Origin of the sequence: Marinomonas sp. THO17, from assembly GCF_040436405.1 — a bacterium.
Taxonomy (GTDB): domain Bacteria; phylum Pseudomonadota; class Gammaproteobacteria; order Pseudomonadales; family Marinomonadaceae; genus Marinomonas.
Map to the genome: position 1 here is coordinate 1,078,156 of NZ_AP031575.1, position 16,821 is coordinate 1,094,976.

The 16,821-nt window shown below is 44.0% G+C and carries 13 protein-coding genes; 1 reads left to right on the plus strand and 12 read right to left on the minus strand.

All coding sequences use genetic code 11. The features are described 5' to 3' along the window. Positions 1 to 103: 103 nt before the first annotated feature. The 11 genes from nirD to ABXS85_RS05125 form a co-directional block, all read right to left on the minus strand. Positions 104 to 433 (minus strand): nitrite reductase small subunit NirD, encoded by a 330-nt coding sequence (nirD, locus tag ABXS85_RS05075; RefSeq protein ID WP_353668952.1) that lies wholly within the window; start codon positions 431 to 433, stop codon positions 104 to 106. 8 nt (positions 434 to 441) lie between these two features. Then, positions 442 to 2,997, minus strand: coding sequence for a nitrite reductase large subunit NirB (gene nirB, locus ABXS85_RS05080; protein ID WP_353668953.1), 2,556 nt, complete (start codon positions 2,995 to 2,997; stop codon positions 442 to 444). A gap of 40 nt (positions 2,998 to 3,037) precedes the next feature. Continuing rightward, positions 3,038 to 4,249: an FAD-dependent oxidoreductase gene (locus tag ABXS85_RS05085; protein WP_353668954.1), complete on the minus strand. Its 1,212-nt coding sequence runs from the start codon at positions 4,247 to 4,249 to the stop codon at positions 3,038 to 3,040. A 17-nt stretch (positions 4,250 to 4,266) separates the two neighbouring features. Continuing rightward, on the minus strand, positions 4,267 to 5,112 hold the full coding sequence (locus ABXS85_RS05090) for an ABC transporter ATP-binding protein (protein ID WP_353668955.1): 846 nt from the start codon (positions 5,110 to 5,112) through the stop codon (positions 4,267 to 4,269). 10 nt (positions 5,113 to 5,122) lie between these two features. Beyond that, the gene (locus tag ABXS85_RS05095) at positions 5,123 to 6,088 is read right to left on the minus strand and encodes an ABC transporter permease (protein ID WP_353668956.1); all 966 of its coding nucleotides are present in this window, start codon (positions 6,086 to 6,088) and stop codon (positions 5,123 to 5,125) included. Positions 6,089 to 6,162: 74 nt separating this feature from the next. Then, positions 6,163 to 7,572 carry a CmpA/NrtA family ABC transporter substrate-binding protein gene (locus tag ABXS85_RS05100; RefSeq protein ID WP_353668957.1) on the minus strand — a complete coding sequence of 470 codons (1,410 nt, stop codon included), beginning with the start codon at positions 7,570 to 7,572 and terminating at the stop codon, positions 6,163 to 6,165. Positions 7,573 to 7,891: 319 nt separating this feature from the next. After that, positions 7,892 to 9,094 (minus strand): CmpA/NrtA family ABC transporter substrate-binding protein, encoded by a 1,203-nt coding sequence (locus ABXS85_RS05105; protein WP_353668958.1) that lies wholly within the window; start codon positions 9,092 to 9,094, stop codon positions 7,892 to 7,894. Then, positions 9,091 to 9,696, minus strand: coding sequence for an ANTAR domain-containing protein (locus ABXS85_RS05110; RefSeq protein WP_353668959.1), 606 nt, complete (start codon positions 9,694 to 9,696; stop codon positions 9,091 to 9,093). The genes ABXS85_RS05105 and ABXS85_RS05110 overlap by 4 nt, the downstream gene beginning before the upstream one ends. Before the next feature lie 218 nt (positions 9,697 to 9,914). Continuing rightward, positions 9,915 to 10,550 (minus strand): response regulator transcription factor, encoded by a 636-nt coding sequence (locus ABXS85_RS05115; RefSeq protein WP_353668960.1) that lies wholly within the window; start codon positions 10,548 to 10,550, stop codon positions 9,915 to 9,917. 103 nt (positions 10,551 to 10,653) lie between these two features. After that, entirely contained in the window at positions 10,654 to 11,982 is a 1,329-nt protein-coding gene (locus tag ABXS85_RS05120) for an HlyD family type I secretion periplasmic adaptor subunit (RefSeq protein ID WP_353668961.1), read from the minus strand. 2 nt (positions 11,983 to 11,984) lie between these two features. Continuing rightward, positions 11,985 to 14,288 carry a type I secretion system permease/ATPase gene (locus ABXS85_RS05125; RefSeq protein ID WP_353668962.1) on the minus strand — a complete coding sequence of 768 codons (2,304 nt, stop codon included), beginning with the start codon at positions 14,286 to 14,288 and terminating at the stop codon, positions 11,985 to 11,987. 142 nt (positions 14,289 to 14,430) lie between these two features. Between ABXS85_RS05125 and ABXS85_RS05130 the strand changes: the two genes are divergently transcribed. Continuing rightward, positions 14,431 to 14,805 carry a hypothetical protein gene (locus ABXS85_RS05130; protein ID WP_353668963.1) on the plus strand — a complete coding sequence of 125 codons (375 nt, stop codon included), beginning with the start codon at positions 14,431 to 14,433 and terminating at the stop codon, positions 14,803 to 14,805. A 57-nt stretch (positions 14,806 to 14,862) separates the two neighbouring features. Here ABXS85_RS05130 and ABXS85_RS05135 read toward each other — a convergent pair whose 3' ends face one another. Continuing rightward, complete coding sequence (locus ABXS85_RS05135) at positions 14,863 to 16,812, minus strand: EAL domain-containing protein (protein ID WP_353668964.1); 1,950 nt, start codon at positions 16,810 to 16,812, stop codon at positions 14,863 to 14,865. Positions 16,813 to 16,821 lie beyond the last annotated feature (9 nt).

Sequence of the window (16,821 nt, forward strand, 5' to 3'; positions counted from 1 at the left end):
AGTTTTTGAGCTGTTTTTAACGCTTCTCAATCCGATTTTTATCGATTTTCATCCATAAAAGCACCACAAAAGTGCGATGTTATTTTTTGCTAACCAAATTGGATCATGAAACAGCGACGAACACCTTGCCTTGCTCCAGTTTGGCTTGCCAAGTCGGGATAGATAAACCTTCTTCTTCAAGACACCTACCAGACTGTAATTCAAAATGCTGTTTGTACAATGGACTGGCCACCGTCCACTCTTCCTTTAGATTCGCCAACAAACCACGGGAAAGCACATTGGCTTTACCAATTGGGTCCCAGTTACTAATAGCAAACACTTGTTGTTTCGCCTCAGGCACATAAAACAAAGCAATTTGTTGACCGTCTAGCATGGCGGCAATGCCAGCGCCTTCAATCAAATCTTGCTGTTCACACATCAATTTCCACTGCATTGTCACGGTTAACCTGCCTTAGCAATCAGTTGCTGTTTTTCTGCTTCGGTCGCAGGGCGAATTTGATTACGCTCTTCAACAAACACCACGTTTTCATCCCCGCCTTCATAGTTGACGAACTGACGGAAATTTTTCAGTGCTTGCTCGTCTTCTAGTGTTGTTTTCCATTCACATTGGAAGGTATCCACCACGTGCTGCATGCTTCTTTCTAACTCATCAGCCAAACCAAGTTTGTCGTCAATGACCACTTCTTTTAGGTAGTCCAAACCACCTTCTAAATTCTCCATCCACACGGATGTACGTTGCAAACGATCGGCCGTTTTGGTGTAAAACATCAAGACTCTGTCGATGTACTTGACCAAGGTTTCGTCGTCCAAGTCAGTCGCAAACAAATCCGCATGACGTGGTTTCATACCACCATTACCACATACGTATAAGTTCCAACCACCTTCAGTGGCAATCACCCCTATGTCTTTACTCTGTGCTTCCGCGCATTCTCGGGTACAACCTGACACTGCGAACTTGATTTTGTGTGGTGATCTCAGCCCCTTATAACGATTTTCTAAATGAATCGCCATGCCCATGCTGTCGTTCACGCCGTAACGACACCAAGTACTGCCAACACAGGATTTAACGGTTCGTAATGACTTACCATAGGCTTGTCCCGTTTCGAATCCAGCCGCCACCAGCTTTTCCCAAATTTCGGGTAATTGCGCCAAGGTCGCACCAAACAAATCAATGCGCTGACCACCGGTAATCTTGGTGTACAAGCCATAATCTTTGGCCACTTGCCCTAACACAATCAGCTTATCAGGGGTAATTTCTCCTCCCGCAATACGTGGCACAATAGAATAAGTGCCATCCTTTTGCATATTCGCTAGGAATCTATCATTGGTATCTTGCAAACCAATATGCTCTTTTTTCAGCACATAGTCGTTCCACACACTGGCTAAAATGGAACCCACAGCGGGTTTACAGATTTCACAACCATGACCCTTGCCGTGTTTTTGTAACAACTCGGCGAAGCTTTTAATGCCTTCAATTTTAATGAGGTTATATAGATCTTGACGGGTATAAGCAAAGTGCTCACAAATATCCGTACTGACTTCCACACCAAGTGCCAACAACTCATTGTCGACGACTTTTTTCAATAAAGCAGCACAACCACCACAGCCTGTTGCGGCTTTGGTAACCCCTTTGACATCACCAACAGACAAGGCACCTGCACACACCGCATCGCTAATGTCTTGTTTACTCACATTATGACAACTACAAATGGACGCTGTGGCAGGCAAAGCATCAACCCCCAAAGCAGCAGGTGCGCCATCCATACTGGGTAAAATCAGTGACTGTGCATTATTGGGTAAATCAATGCCGTTTAAGTAATATTGCAGCAAGGTATCGTAATAACTGTTGTCACCAACCAACACTGCCCCCAGCAACTTCTTACCATCTTCAGAGACCACCATTTTACGGTAGCTTTGGGTCAGCTCATCTTGATAAACAAAACTCTTACAACCTTGGGTTTGGGCATGGGCGTCACCAATCGAGCCTACATCACAGCCAAGTAACTTGAGCTTGGTGCTCATGTCAGCGCCCATAAAACGCTTGTCTGATGCCCCCATTATATGAGCGGCGGCGGCTTTAGCCATGCTGTATCCGGGCGCCACTAGGCCAAAGATTCGACCATTCCACAAGGCACATTCACCAATGGCATAAATGCTGTCATCACTGGTCAAACAATCGTTATTAACACAAATACCGCCACGTTCACCGATTTCTAAACCAGATTGTCTGGCCAATGCATCTTGTGGACGAATCCCTGCGGAAAATAAAATCAAATCGGTTTCTAGGTGACTGCCATCAGCAAAATTCATTCGGTGAAAAGCTTGTTCGCCATCAATAATCTCTTGCGTGGCGGTGGCGGTATAAACGCTCACCTCAAGCCCTTCAATCATTTCTTTTAACACCTGGCCACCGGTTTCATCCAATTGCACTGGCATCAAACGCGGTGCGAATTCAATCACACTGGTTTCCAAACCTAGGTTCTTAAGCGCATTCGCCGCTTCTAAGCCTAGTAAACCACCACCCACAACCGTGCCACGAGACACTTTTGCCGCGCAATCACGAATGGCATCTAGGTCCTCAAGGGTACGGTACACAAAAGTATTGTCTCTATCGTGACCCGGCATAGGCGGTACAAAAGGGTAGGAACCTGTCGCCAACACCAACAGGTCATAAGACAAGCTATCGCCCGATGCCAGTTGTAATGACTTAGCATCACGATCAATGGCAACGACTTGGCTGTTAGTAAAATAACCTATGCCATGTTGATCGTATAATTGACCATCGGTTAACGCCAAATCCGCAGCCGCCTTACCAGTAAAATACTCACTTAAATGCACGCGGTCATAAGCTAGATGCGGCTCTTCTCCGAAAACATAAATGGCAAATTGCTGCTGCGCACCTTGCTCAATCAGTTGCTCAATAAAATGGTGTCCTACCATACCATTTCCCACGACGACTAAACGTGGTTTATCCGTTGTTAATCTGTTTATAGTCATCTTCTTCCCCTTGTCGGAGTCTGGCGTTACCGAAACGGAATCAGGCGACGAGTGATTGGCAATAAGCTTCGCCAAAAATCAGCCGATCCAGCATGTCCGTAACCTTCGTCTTGTTTTGAATCAGCTGAAAATACCAGCTACCATCGGCGACGTTGCCGTATAGAATTGCGCCCACCAGTAGGCCGTCGTTGACCACCAGTTTGCGATAATGATTGGCGCCTACGTCTGCAAATACCAGACAAGCGTCTTGCGTATCAGGTTGAATCTTACCCACCGAAAACAGGTTAATGCCTGATACTTTTAGTTTGGTTGGCGTTGGTACGATAGCAAAGTTGGCAACAGCGCCAGCCAACACCTGAGTTAATACCTTAATTTGTGACCAAATCGGGGCCACTAAACCAAAGGTTTGTTGCTCAAATTCGCAACATTCTCCTAGTGCATATATATCGGCATCAGAAGTGGTCATTTGGGCATCCACCAAAATGGCTTTTTGTACGGCCAAGCCAGCTTGCTCAGCCAACTGGGTTTCAGGGACTATTCCGGCCGCCATAATCACCAAATCCACTGGTCTTTGCTGTCCATCACCATGCTGCAACTGACATACTAAGCCTGACTCATCATGAATAAATTGTGTGGGGCTGTCTGCTAGGCAGAACTCAATGCCCATACTCTCAAGGCGAGTTTGCAATAAACTGGCTGCCGCTCTGTCTAATTGTCTATTTAACAAGTGCCCACTGCGATGAAATACCGTAACTTGATGACCTCGTTTTACCAAGCCCACGGCGGCTTCTAATCCCAATAAACCACCACCAACTACGGCGACTTTTTGCATCACTGGCAATGCCATCATACGGTTAACATCTTGCCAGGTACGAAAGCCCATCACATTATCCGCCTTCGCGCCTTCAATAGGCAAAATATTCGCTCTTGAACCTGTCGCGAACACCAGTTTGTCATATTCCACCACTCGGCCAGAGGACAACACCACCTGCTTGCGCTCATTGGCGATTGCCACCACAGGGTCATCAGCAAGAATCTTGACGCCGGTTTGCTGCATCTTAACCAGATCCACCAGTGGCATGTCTTGGTCGCCAATTTCCTGTGCCAACAATGAAGACAACATAATGCGGTTATAACCCACTTTCGCTTCCTCACCAATCAAGGTGATAGTAAACTCAGCGTTTGAGTTATGAGCCAATTCCTCAGCTAATTTGCTGCCCGCCATTCCTGCACCGATTATGACTACTCGCATTTTGGCCAATTACCCTGTTACGCGTTAGCTACTTTTGCCGCAGATGGGCTAGTGGCTTTAGCTGCACCAATGATGGGTTCAACTTTACGTTGTTTTTCGTACAAGAAGGTCAGCACTTGAGCACGATAATCCACATACTTGGCGTCATTCGCCAAAGCCAAGCGATCCCTTGGTCGTGGTAAATCAACCTCTAAAATTTCGCCAATAGTAGCCGCTGGGCCATTGGTCATCATGATGATGCGATCAGACAATAACACCGCCTCATCCACATCGTGAGTAATCATGATGACAGTGTTATTTAAGTCTTTTTGGATCTCCATAAGAGAGTCTTGCAAATGGGCGCGAGTCAAGGCATCTAAGGCACCAAAAGGTTCATCCATTAAGAGCACACTTGGCTCCATGGCCAAAGCTCTTGCGATACCGACACGTTGCTTCATACCACCAGAAATTTCATCTGGACGCTTATCTGCTGCGTGTGTCATGTGCACCAAATCTAGGTTATGCATGATCCAGTCGTGCATTTCTTTTTTCGACTTGGTCTTTTTAAAAACTTGCTTCACCGCCAACTCAACATTTTGGTAAGAGGTTAACCAAGGCAGCAAAGAGTGGTTTTGAAACACCACGGCACGTTCTGGTCCAGGGCCTTTAACTTCCTTACCATCAAGTAATACGCCACCTTCTGTCGCGTCATACAAACCTGCCACTATATTCAAAACAGTGGATTTACCACAGCCAGAATGGCCAATCAGAGACACAAACTCGCCTTTAGCGATTTTTAAATTCACCCCATCCAAGGCTTTAAATGAACCTTTTGGTGTTGGGAATTCGATGGATACTTGACTGATGTCTAGATGCGTCGCCATGATCATTCTCCTATCGTAAAATCTGTGTCTTATCCCAAGACACAAAACGCTGAACCATCAACATGGCTCGGTCTAATAAAAAGCCGATGAAACCTATCATCAACACGGCCACCATAATGCGGCCAAGGGAGTTAGAACTGCCGTTTTGGAATTCATCCCAAACGAACTTACCTAAGCCAGGATTCTGCGCCAACATTTCTGCAGCAATCAGTACCATCCAAGCAATACCCAGAGACAAGCGTAAGCCTGTAAACATCAAGGGAATAGCAGAGGGAATGACGATTTTCATAACATGAGTAAACCAACCTAGTCGCAACACTTTTGATACGTTCAGCAAGTCTTTTTCCACCGCAGCCACCCCTACAGCCGTATTAATCAAGGTCGGCCACATACAACATAGGGTGACGGTGAACATGGAGGTTAAAAAGGACTTAGAGAACATGGGGTCTGCCGATACATAAGTCGCACTCACCACCATGGTCACCAAGGGCAGCCAGGCCAGAGGTGAGACAGGTTTAAACACTTGAATGATTGGGTTCAATGCACTGTAAACCGCATTGTTCAGGCCAATCAAGATACCCAATGGAATAGCAATAATACAGGCCAAACCAAAACCGGCTAACACGGTATACAAGCTGGTAAATATTTGATCAAAAAAAGTCGGTTTGCCTGTGTAACTACGAATTTTACCTACATAATTAGGGTCTTTCGCCTGACGTTTAGCAATTCGATCTTCTTGGCGTTGGTAAAATTTCTCTTCTTTTTCCCGTTCTGCTTGATGCTCAGCAATCAAATTTCCCCATTGCTGATACACCACAGTCGGGCCAGGAAACACCCCTAAAGAGGTATTCACACGGCTTGCTCCCACTTGCCACAACAAAATAAACACAAAAATGCCACACACTGGCAAAATAATGCTTTTCAGGGAAACCTGTTCCAGCTTTTCTTTAAGTGATGTGATGGAAAATTCCAACATAGCCATGTTCCTGCCCTTAATTGTAAAACACTCGCCAAAGGCAGTGAGCCAAAAGGCCCACTGCTTATCAGCTATTAGATTTGGTCATCACCTTTCAGACCAATTTTAAAGCTCTTCAGATAATCGTTTGGACGTTTACCGTCATACGTTACCCCATCGATAAATTCACTTTGTGGGGCTTTAAAGCCATCTTCCGTAGCAAAATCCGGGAAATCGGATGCTTGCATCAAGCCATCTTCAATCAAAGACTCCGCAGCTTGGGCATAGATATCAGGACGATAAACCTCTTTTGCTGTTTTCATGAACCACTCATCAGACTTAGGTTCTGCAATTTGTCCCCAACGACGCATTTGTGTTAGGTACCAAATGGCATCACTGTAGTATGGGTAAGTGGCGTTATAACGGAAGAATACGTTGAAATCTGGCACTTCACGCTTATCGCCTTTTTCGTACTCAAAAGTACCTGTCATACTATTGGCAATAACGTCATAATCGGCACCCACGTACTGACTTTGTGACAAAATTTCTACCGCTTCTGGACGGTTAGCATTGTTATTTTCATCCAGCCATTTGGCCGCACGAATCATGGCTTTCACCACTCGAATATGAGTAATTGGATACTCGTCAGCCCACTCTTTACTCACACCAAACACTTTCTCTGGGTTATTTTTCCAGATCTCGTAGTCGGTAATGACTGGTACACCAATGCCTTTGAATACCGCTTGCTGGTTCCAAGGTTCACCAACACAGTAACCATAGATAGTACCGGCTTCCATGGTGGCTGGCATTTGTGGCGGTGGTGTTACTGACAGCAAAGCGTCTGCATCAATTTGCCCACTGGTATCACCTTTCGCAGGTGCATAGTAACCTGGGTGAATACCACCAGCGGCTAACCAGTAACGTAATTCATAATTATGCGTCGACACAGGAAATACCATACCCATGTTGAATGGCTTACCTTCAGAGTTGTAACGATCAACAACCGGCTTCAACGCACTGGCACTGATTGGATGAACAGGCTTACCATCGGCTCCAGTTGGAATATTCGCTTTCATTTCATCCCAAACGTCATTGGAAACCGTAATACCGTTACCATTTAAGTCCATGCTGAAAGCGGTAATAATGTGAGCCTTAGTACCATATCCAATAGTGGCACCCAGTGGTTGACCCGCCAGCATGTGCGCACCATCCAACTGTCCATCGATTACACGATCCAAGAGAACTTTCCAATTCGCTTGCGCTTCTAAAGTAACGTAAAGACCTTCGTCTTCGAAGAAACCTTTCTCATAAGCAATCGCCAAAGGCGCCATATCCGTTAGCTTAATGAAGCCAAACTTCAATTCTTCTTTTTCAGGATAGTCCAATTCTGCATGGGCGGCTCCTGCCAATAAGAAAGAGCCCAATAGCAAAGCCGCCGTAGATTTTCTTACCGACTCAGCCACTTTTGGCAATTGCATAACCGTTTCCAAAGACCTCAAATTCATCGTCACTCTCCGCTTCAAAACACAAAAAAAAGGCGCATACCCACTACATTACTGTAATGGATAGGCGCCTTTGCCATTCTTTAACAACTCTACTTCGAGCTATCAATCATGTTCGTAACTGTGCAGCATCGTTGCTACTGTTACCTGATGTATGTTGCAAATCTATCTAATTTGACTTTGTTATCCTTGAAGCATTTATTATGCCAATAAAACCAAAGCATTGATTTTATTGGATTTTTAATAAAGAAATAATTTCCTATTGCCAGCCTAGATAATTTTATGCTCTCTTTTTAAGCATGGCGCACCATGAAAAGCACCTTTATAATGCTTTAAAACCTTTTAAAATCCCTTGTGAATGCAACACAACTCGACCTTCGGCCACATCTTCTAACCAAGTGGCTTCCTGCTGGCTTGATAAATGCCAAGCATTATCCATGGTACTGCTGATGTTCAACGCTTTTTCATAGATATCTTGACGATATACTTGAGCCGCTAATTGATTAATGTTCTGTGCTAAAGGTAGCTGTTGCCAGCGATGCATCTGCCCCATGACCCATAAAGCGTAACTTGGCAAAGGTCGATTAATTTCTTGCCCAGAGAAACGCTGATATGCCTCCATTGGCCAATCAAACTGACCTTTGGGTTTAATGGCACTGAAACCATACACCAACTGCTCTACCCGGCAATTAAGGTAGTCAGGATGGCTTAGTATGCTTAATAGTTCGGTCTGATTACTGACTTCATCTACCCACTCACACGCCAACTCTAATGCTCTTATAATAGCAATATGAGTCGCACCATTTTGCTCTGCCCAAGCCGTGTTCACACCAAATACTTTTTCTGGCGTGCTGCCCCAAATTTCATACCCAGTCACCAACATGTGGCCAACACCCTGCTCAACCGCTAGGCTATTCCAAGGCTCCCCCACACAATAACCATCGATTTCACCCGCTTTTAAACTGGCCAACATCTGTACGGGCGGTATCACTACTAATTGCACGTCGTGATCAGGATCAATATTCGCACGCGCTAGCCAATCTCTTAGCTGATAGTTATGGGAGGAATAAGGGTAAACAATAGCAAAACGTAATGGTGATGCTTGCTCTTTACGCTCATCAATATAACGTTTAAGTGCCACACCGTTGCGAATGTCTTGGGTGCTATTAGCAAAGCCCGTTAAGGCTTCATAAAGCGCGTTACCTATGGTAATACCATTGCCATTATGACTGACGGTAAATCCCGTTTGCATAGCCGTTTTGATACTGCCGACACCCAAGGTTGAAGCTATCGGCATGGAAGCAAGCATGTGAGCGCCTTGCAGAATATTAAAAGTCACTTTATCGCGAATACTCGCCCAAGAAGCTTCTTTAGACAATTCTACTGCCACTCCTTGCTGAGCAAAAAAGCCTTTCTCTTTAGCAATGACAAAAGGGGCACAATCAATCAGAGGGATAAAACCAATACGCACACTTTGCATATCCCTATTGATATCCTGTGTAACATTAGGATCAGGATACGTCATTTCGTCCCTCCCATAATCTCCATTACCGAAATAATATTTCGAGCCACTTCCGTCATTCGCTGGCTTCGATCCATCGCCAATTTTCTAAGCGCCTGATAGGCAGCAGGCTCATCACATTGTTGATGTTTCATGATCAAACCCTTCGCTTTTTCGATTAACTTGCGATCTTCAAGTTGAGTTTTTACCGTTTCCAATTCTGATCGCAAGGCTTGGAATTCTCTAAAACGCGCAATGGCAACCTGTAAAATGGCTTTCACACTACCACTATTAACACCGTCCACTACGTATGCACTGACCCCAGCACGTATGGCCGCCTCCACATGACGAGAATCATCTTCCTCGGCAAACATAACAATGGGTCTGGGATTATCTTGGGTGAGTCGTGACATGTTTTCCAACATATCGCGATCTGGAGATTCAATATCAATAATCACCATGTCAGGCTGACATTCCGTAACAGCTTGACTAAGGTGTTTGGCATTTTCTAAACGTCGAATAACACGATAACCACTGTCCAACATGGCTTGCTCAACAATAGCAGCTCGGGCAGGTTCATTATCGACCAACATCACGGTCAATTCTTGTTGTGGGGGCGCAGGCATAGTGCACTCTCTTCTTATACAAGCTCATTTAAACGCTATAAAGCAAGATATGCGCCATTAACGAACATAGATTTAAAAAACAAAGGGGTCTGTGAAATAACTTAAAAATCAAATGATTGAATATATTTAAATGTATAAAAGCAGGTTGAAATCAAAATCATACTTTGCCAAACAAGCAGAAAAGCGCTGCAAGAGTGCAAACTTGATAAAATGAAAAATTAATGCACCATTAGGTAACTTTTCGCCTTCAATGCTAAGGTCAAACGATCACCTGTATCCGTTTTCTTATAGATTGAAGTAAGATGAGCTTTAACCGTTCTTTCTGTAATGGCCATTTCATGGGCCACTTGCTTATTAGACAATCCCGAGGCCACCAAACGTACCACATCCATTTCACGTTCAGACAGTTCACTCATGTCCAAACTAGGTTCATTCAATTGTTCAGTAGATTGACTGATTAATTGCTGAATAAAGGCTTTCCCACCCCAGATTTCTCCAGAGTCAATCACAGAAATCACCAATGAAAGTTGTTCTTGACCGATATAGGGTGCACATTGACCATTCACACCTACTGAAAACATACGCAAAGCCGCTTGCTGACTGGCTTGATTGGGAAAAACAAGCAGTTTCAATGAAGCAAATTGTGATCTCAAAAGCACCACGTCTTCAACCTGCTGAGAAAAAGTGACATCCGCTAAAAATACAAAACAATAATGAAATGTCTGGTTTGAAGTGGATAAAGCTTGTTGTGCCTCCTCCAGATTCATGACTTTTACCAATTCAGCACCTTTTGGCACTACTTTTAACCAGTGCTGCCAAACCGCTTCATCTGTATTCCAACACAATATTTTCAAAACCTGACTCGTATCAATAGGTATTTATATTATTCTAACCAGCTGACAACATTTGGTTGTTAACATTTGTTATCCACTTTAATAGGCAAACAATTTTTTGTAATTAGCGTTCACGTAAGGCATTTTGCTTGGCTTTCAAAATGGGTTTTAATAGATAATTTAATAGGGTCTTTTTCCCCGTGATAATATCCACGCTAGCTTGCATACCAGGGATGATTGGCAATTGTGCATCAGCTGAACCCAAGAAATTTTTATCAGTTCTGACTCGCACCAAATAAAAGCTATTACCCTCTTCGTCTAAAATGGTATCCGCACTGATGTTTTCAACCGTACCATCCAAGCCACCAAAAATAGCAAAGTCATAAGCAGACAACTTCACCACAGCGGGCAGATTTGGTTTGATAAAGCCTATGTTCTCAGGTCGTATTTTAGCTTCGATCAATAAAGAGTCTTCAATCGGCACTATCTCCATCAGATTCATACCTGGCTTGATAACACCACCGACAGTGTTAATCTGAATCTGTTTAACAATACCCTTTACCGGCGAACGCACCTGAGTACGCGACACCTTATCCTCCAAAGACACGCTGGCTTCGCGAATTTGATCCAACTTACTGCGCACATTGGTCAATTCTTCTTGTGCATCCGCACGAAATTTAGCAACACTTTCATCTAGCTTACTTTGCGCTTCTTTAAGTGCTGCACGAGCACGTGGAATCGCTAACTGAGTTGCTTCCAAGTCTCCTTGCAGTTGGTTGACTTCGCGCTCTAATTGCAAGAGTTCAACCCGCGATACCGCCCCTTGTTCAAAAGCTGGCCGCGTTAATGCCAGTTCTTCTCTAGAAAATTCATAACTCTGTTTGAGATTGTCCAGCTTAGCTTGTAGTTCAACGATTTCTTGCTTTTTCTGTTCTATTTGCTGCTCAAAACCTGCTTGATTGGTACGCAATGACTCTAGACGGTTGTCGTATAGATCCATCTCTCGATTCACTACCGAAGGATAATTGCTGCGTAAATCCTCATCAAACACTGGCGGCATACCGTCAGACTCGCCTTGCAAGCGTGACGCTCTGGCTTGCAAGTTGATGAATTCTGCCTGCTGCTCCCGCAAAGAAGACAAGGCTTCAGTGTTTTCAATAGTCATGAGGATCTGACCTGAATTGACCACTTGACCGACCTTGACGTTAATTTCTTTTAAGATCCCGCCTTCCAAGTTTTGAATTTGCTGCACCTGACTGGAAGGAATTACTGTCCCCTCACCCACAGTCACTTCATCCAAAGCGGTAAAATAGGCCCATACTAGAGACGTCATGATGAATAAAAAAATCACCCAAAGGATAATACGTCCCCCCCGAGGGGTTCTCAGCATTAACGCAGCATTTCTATCGGATAGGTAACCAAGGTCACCTTGTGTTACTGAGCGCTTACTCATAATCAACTAACCTTAAGCTTACCTTGGCGCAGTGCTTCGTGTACTTGTTCTTTCGGACCATCAGCAATTAAACGACCATTGTCCATCACAATAATACGATCCACCATGTCCAACATGGACGCTTTGTGTGTAATCAAGATCAAGGTTTTATCGCGCAAACTTTCCATCAAGCGACGCTTCATGCGTGCTTCAGTTGTGTTGTCCATAGACGCTGTTGGCTCATCAAGAATCAGCACCGGTGGATCGAATAACATAGCACGAGCAATCGCGATACTCTGTCGCTGCCCTCCCGATAAAGAAGCACCTCGCTCACCCACCAGGCTATCCAATCCATTAGAACGTCGATTGGCAAACTCAGATACTCCCGACAATTCCGCCGCTCGAATAATGGCATCATCTTCCATGTAAGGTGCACCCATCACTATATTGTCCTTGATGGAGCCATAGAAGAGGTTTACATCCTGCGACACCGATCCTAGGTTACGACGTAAATCGGTAGGGTTAATCTGTCGAAGATCCACACCATCAACTCGAATGGCGCCACTGCTGGGAGTGTATAAGCCCGTCATCAGCTTGCCTAATGTGGATTTACCCGAACCAATACGCCCAATAATAGCGACCTTTTCCCCTTGACGAATATTGATATTAATGTCCGTAATAGCCGCTTGATCCTGATCTGGATAGGAAAAATTCACAGCATCAAACTGGAACTCTCCTTTAAAGGTTGGACGGTGCACAAACTTAGTGTCTTCTGGGTTCTCCACCGGTGAAGACATAATTTCATTGAGAGAGGTAAAGGCCGACTTAGCTTGATTATAACGGGTTGCCAAACTGGCCACTTGCGCCATTGGCCCCAATGCACGCCCCGTTAACATGACAGAGGCCACTAAAGCTCCCATACTCATCAAGCCTTCGGAAATTTGATACACACCCACTATGACGATCACAACCGTGGTTAGTTGTTGCGCCACCATAGCAAAAGAAGAGGTAGATTGTGACAACTGACGTGTTTTCACCCCCCAATCGGCAATGTTGCCCACGGCGTTTTCCCATTGCTTTTGCAATACCCCTTCAGCGTTGTTTAACTTAACACTTTCGGCGTTGTACAAACTTTCAATCAATACCGCATTTTTCTGCGATGCCGTTTTCTGACTTTCCTCGATGGATCTCTTTAATGGCACTTGCACTATCACACTATAAAGTAGGATCAATACAATGGTGACAATTGGAATGTAACCCACAGGACCACCAATTAGCCAGATCACAAAGACGATCAAAAACATGAAAGGTATATCCACCAAAGTCGTAATAGAAGCAGAGGTGATAAAATCTCGTATGCTCTCGAATTCCTGCAAGTTCTTCGCAAAAGCACCGATTGACTTCGGCCTTGAGGCCATGGTGATGTTATTGACCCGCGAAAAAATCGCTGCGGAAATCAAAATATCAGATTTTTTTCCTGCAATATCAATAAAATAGGCACGTAACATACGCAGTAAGAAATCAAACAAATACACAGCCGCAGCGCCTATCGCCAACACCCATAAGGTATCAAAGGCATTATTAGGTACCACACGGTCATACACATTCATGACAAACAAGGGACTGGCCACAGCAAACATATTAATGAGCAATGAAGCGATGAAGACATCTCGGTAAATACGCCAAGAACTCAGTACCGTCCCCCAAAACCAATGACTCTTTTTCTGCTTGGCTTCGTCAGACTTTTCCGAACGTTTATCAAACTGATAGACAGGACGAACAAAGAAGCAATAACCAGTATAACTGGCTTGTAATTCAGTAATCGGAAGGTTGATCTCACCTTCCCCCGATTCTGAACGCAAAATTTTTGCCACCCCCTTTTCATCATCAATGTCCAACAAAACACAAGCTTCTTGGTTTTCCAGTAACAAAACCGTAGGTAAAACCATATGGGGGATTTTTGCCAATTTTCGCTTAACAAATCTTGAACTGATGCCAATGCGCTTTGACGCACGATGAAAAAGTTCGGGCGTCATAAAATTATCGGTAATGGGTAAACCAGCAGCGATAGCATCAGCAGTATAAGGATTATTAAAATAGCGACTCAGTAAGACTAAACAGTCTAGTAAAGGATCTGGGTATTCCAGCAAACTGGCATTTGGTTGCCATGTTTTAGTCTTTGTTAACACACCTTCTTCTGCGACAGTCTCGCTTTCAGCTTTCACGCCAGTCTGAACAGATTCAGTTGAACCGCTGACATTCTCATCTTGATGCTCATCTTTTAATGACTCAGGATTGTCCTGCGCTGAGCGATCAGAGTCTGACATACTCTTTTTTCTCCAAGGTAAACGAAAAAAACAATTTAAAACCAAAGGCATGTGATTTCTGGTCTAGAATAGTAGTTCTCGGCTAAGATGGGAAGTTAACTAAGCGAGCCACTACAAATTGATACAAAGAGGGTAACAAACCATGCTTTACGCAAAACTCGATAATGAGGGTAACATTGTTGATATCGCGACCTCTCAATCTGAGGAATATGGACTATTAGTCGCCCCCAATGAACCCAGTGTCGCAAAAATTTTAGAACAAAAATTCGCCGATAATGACTCTCGTGATACGCAACAAATGTTAACCGACTCAGACGGCGACATGATGCGTATACTTGAAGATTTGATTGACCTGTTGACAGAAAAACGTTTAATTCAATTCACCGAACTTCCGCAAGCAGCTCAAAAGAAACTGCTCAGCCGTAAATGGGTACGTGGCGTGCACACCCATAATGATGAAAGCTTGATAGCTGACAACGACACACTGCCCTCTTCTGATGGAGACTCTTTTATTTAACCTGCTGTTTTATTTAACTTCTTTTGCGTCCTTTTATAGAAGAATCAACAGCTTAAATCACATGTCTTGCGCGCGACCAATAACAAAGCCTTGCCCACCAGACACATCAAATCTTTGAAGCGCTTCGCATTGCTGATCACTTTCAATGCCCGTGGCAATCACGTCAATATGTAAACTACCAAACATTTTGCATAAGGTATGCATGAAAAAAGATTCCGACTCTTTGCCCGCTGCCATTCGAGTGTAAGACGAATCTACTTTCACATAATCTGGCATGAGACTTTTCAAATATTGGAATGCCGAAAATTGTTTACCAACATTGTCCACACCAAATTTTACATGACATTGTTTCAGTACTTGCGACAGCTTCACCGCATTGTCTTCATCCGCTAAAACGTTTTGCTCAGAAATTTCAAACACTAATAACTGCTTCACTTTGTCATCCAGTGCGTCTAATGTTTTCACTAGCCACGTCATAAATTCAGGCTTATTGAAAGATGACGCCGACAAGTTGATTGCCAGCGGATGCTTAACGGGTTGACTCTGAATATGCTCAATCACACTTTGAATGATGACTTGGTCAATCTGGCTCCCCAAATCAAACTGCTCCGCCAAACCAATAAAGAATCCCGCGTGATAATCTTTCCCCCCATGACTCAACCCCATGAAGATTTCTTCATGGAGAATCGACTGCTCCTCGTCTAACAGAACCACTTTTTGCTTTTTCAAATTAAACGCCTGATTGGCAATCGTGGTTTCCAAGATACGCTTCCAATCCGTTCTACTTAAAGCAGTATCTTGATGGGTATTAAGCTCCATAATCTTGACCGCATTCTTCCCTACCCGTTTGGCTTCACGTAAAGCGGTGTCTACTTGTGATAAAGCACTAGCACGAGTCACAGAAGGGTCTAGGATAACAGCGCCAATATTGGCTACATGGGATGAATAACTGATATCGGCCAAATCCAAATCCTTTAGGCTCGTCATGATATTATGAGTGACTTTCTCCAAGCGATTGAGGTCAAAGTTTGGCAAGAGCACAATAAAATCCGCTCCAGACAAACGTGCTAAAGTCGCTGTAGAAGACATTTCAGCAACATGTTGTTCAATGATTTCCGCTGTTGCCTGAATAAACATATCCGCCGATTCATAACCGCGTTCGTTATTAAGTCTGCCAAGGTCCGCCAAACTAATTAAAAACAAACCATCCACACCGCGTTCTGGTTCTGCAAAATGTGCTTTGAGCTGACTTTCAAAAAAGTTTCTATTACCTAAACCACTGACAGGATCTTTAAACGCTTTGTTTTGCAACCATTGAGCAGTTTCCATTTCCGCGGCAAACAGTTTTTCAAGTTTATCCGCCATTCGGTTCATGGATAACACCACAGACTTCAACTCACGGGTTTTAGGAATATTGGTCATTTTTGTAAAACGGCGCTGCTGAATAGCATTGGCTTGTTTTTCAAGTTCTGACAGGGGATGAAACAAGAAGCGTAATGCAAAGCTACCCAATATCAAAGTAATGGCACCTATGATAAAAAATGACACCAGTAGATCACGAGACGCCTGCCATAACTGATGATAACCATAGCCAGCGCTGCCTGTTATATAGACTTGCCCCAATTCATTCCAACCATTAGAGATCACAGCCTTAGCAACAGGCACTTTAAAATCAATCAGACTGATAAACCAATTCGGCACACCTTCAATTTTGGTTTCATTGGCACGTCTTATATCGTTTTCGGTGGCATAAACATGGATCTTCACTTCTGAGAAGTAACCGCTGTCAAAGACCGCATTAATACTACTTTCTACTGCAGCGTAATCTTCCAATGCCATGTAATCGGATACAGACATACTCAAAGAAGTAGCAGTATCTTGGGTCGTGGATTCCAATTGCCCAATCAAATAGCCTTTGGTGGTATCAAAGTTTATACCCATGACAACAAACAGCATCACCGAAAAGATGGCTACTATGGTTATCAATAATTGGCGAAACAACGTCATCCAAGTTCT

Bases quoted from the DNA above. Each gene is read 5' to 3' on its own strand.
- nirD (WP_353668952.1), bottom strand. From the start codon at position 433: ATGCAGTGGAAATTGATGTGTGAACAGCAAGATTTGATTGAAGGCGCT.
- nirB (WP_353668953.1), bottom strand. From the start codon at position 2,997: ATGACTATAAACAGATTAACAACGGATAAACCACGTTTAGTCGTCGTG.
- ABXS85_RS05085 (WP_353668954.1), bottom strand. From the start codon at position 4,249: ATGCGAGTAGTCATAATCGGTGCAGGAATGGCGGGCAGCAAATTAGCT.
- ABXS85_RS05090 (WP_353668955.1), bottom strand. From the start codon at position 5,112: ATGGCGACGCATCTAGACATCAGTCAAGTATCCATCGAATTCCCAACA.
- ABXS85_RS05095 (WP_353668956.1), bottom strand. From the start codon at position 6,088: ATGTTGGAATTTTCCATCACATCACTTAAAGAAAAGCTGGAACAGGTT.
- ABXS85_RS05100 (WP_353668957.1), bottom strand. From the start codon at position 7,572: ATGAATTTGAGGTCTTTGGAAACGGTTATGCAATTGCCAAAAGTGGCT.
- ABXS85_RS05105 (WP_353668958.1), bottom strand. From the start codon at position 9,094: ATGACGTATCCTGATCCTAATGTTACACAGGATATCAATAGGGATATG.
- ABXS85_RS05110 (WP_353668959.1), bottom strand. From the start codon at position 9,696: ATGCCTGCGCCCCCACAACAAGAATTGACCGTGATGTTGGTCGATAAT.
- ABXS85_RS05120 (WP_353668961.1), bottom strand. From the start codon at position 11,982: ATGAGTAAGCGCTCAGTAACACAAGGTGACCTTGGTTACCTATCCGAT.
- ABXS85_RS05125 (WP_353668962.1), bottom strand. From the start codon at position 14,288: ATGTCAGACTCTGATCGCTCAGCGCAGGACAATCCTGAGTCATTAAAA.
- ABXS85_RS05130 (WP_353668963.1), top strand. From the start codon at position 14,431: ATGCTTTACGCAAAACTCGATAATGAGGGTAACATTGTTGATATCGCG.
- ABXS85_RS05135 (WP_353668964.1), bottom strand. From the start codon at position 16,812: ATGACGTTGTTTCGCCAATTATTGATAACCATAGTAGCCATCTTTTCG.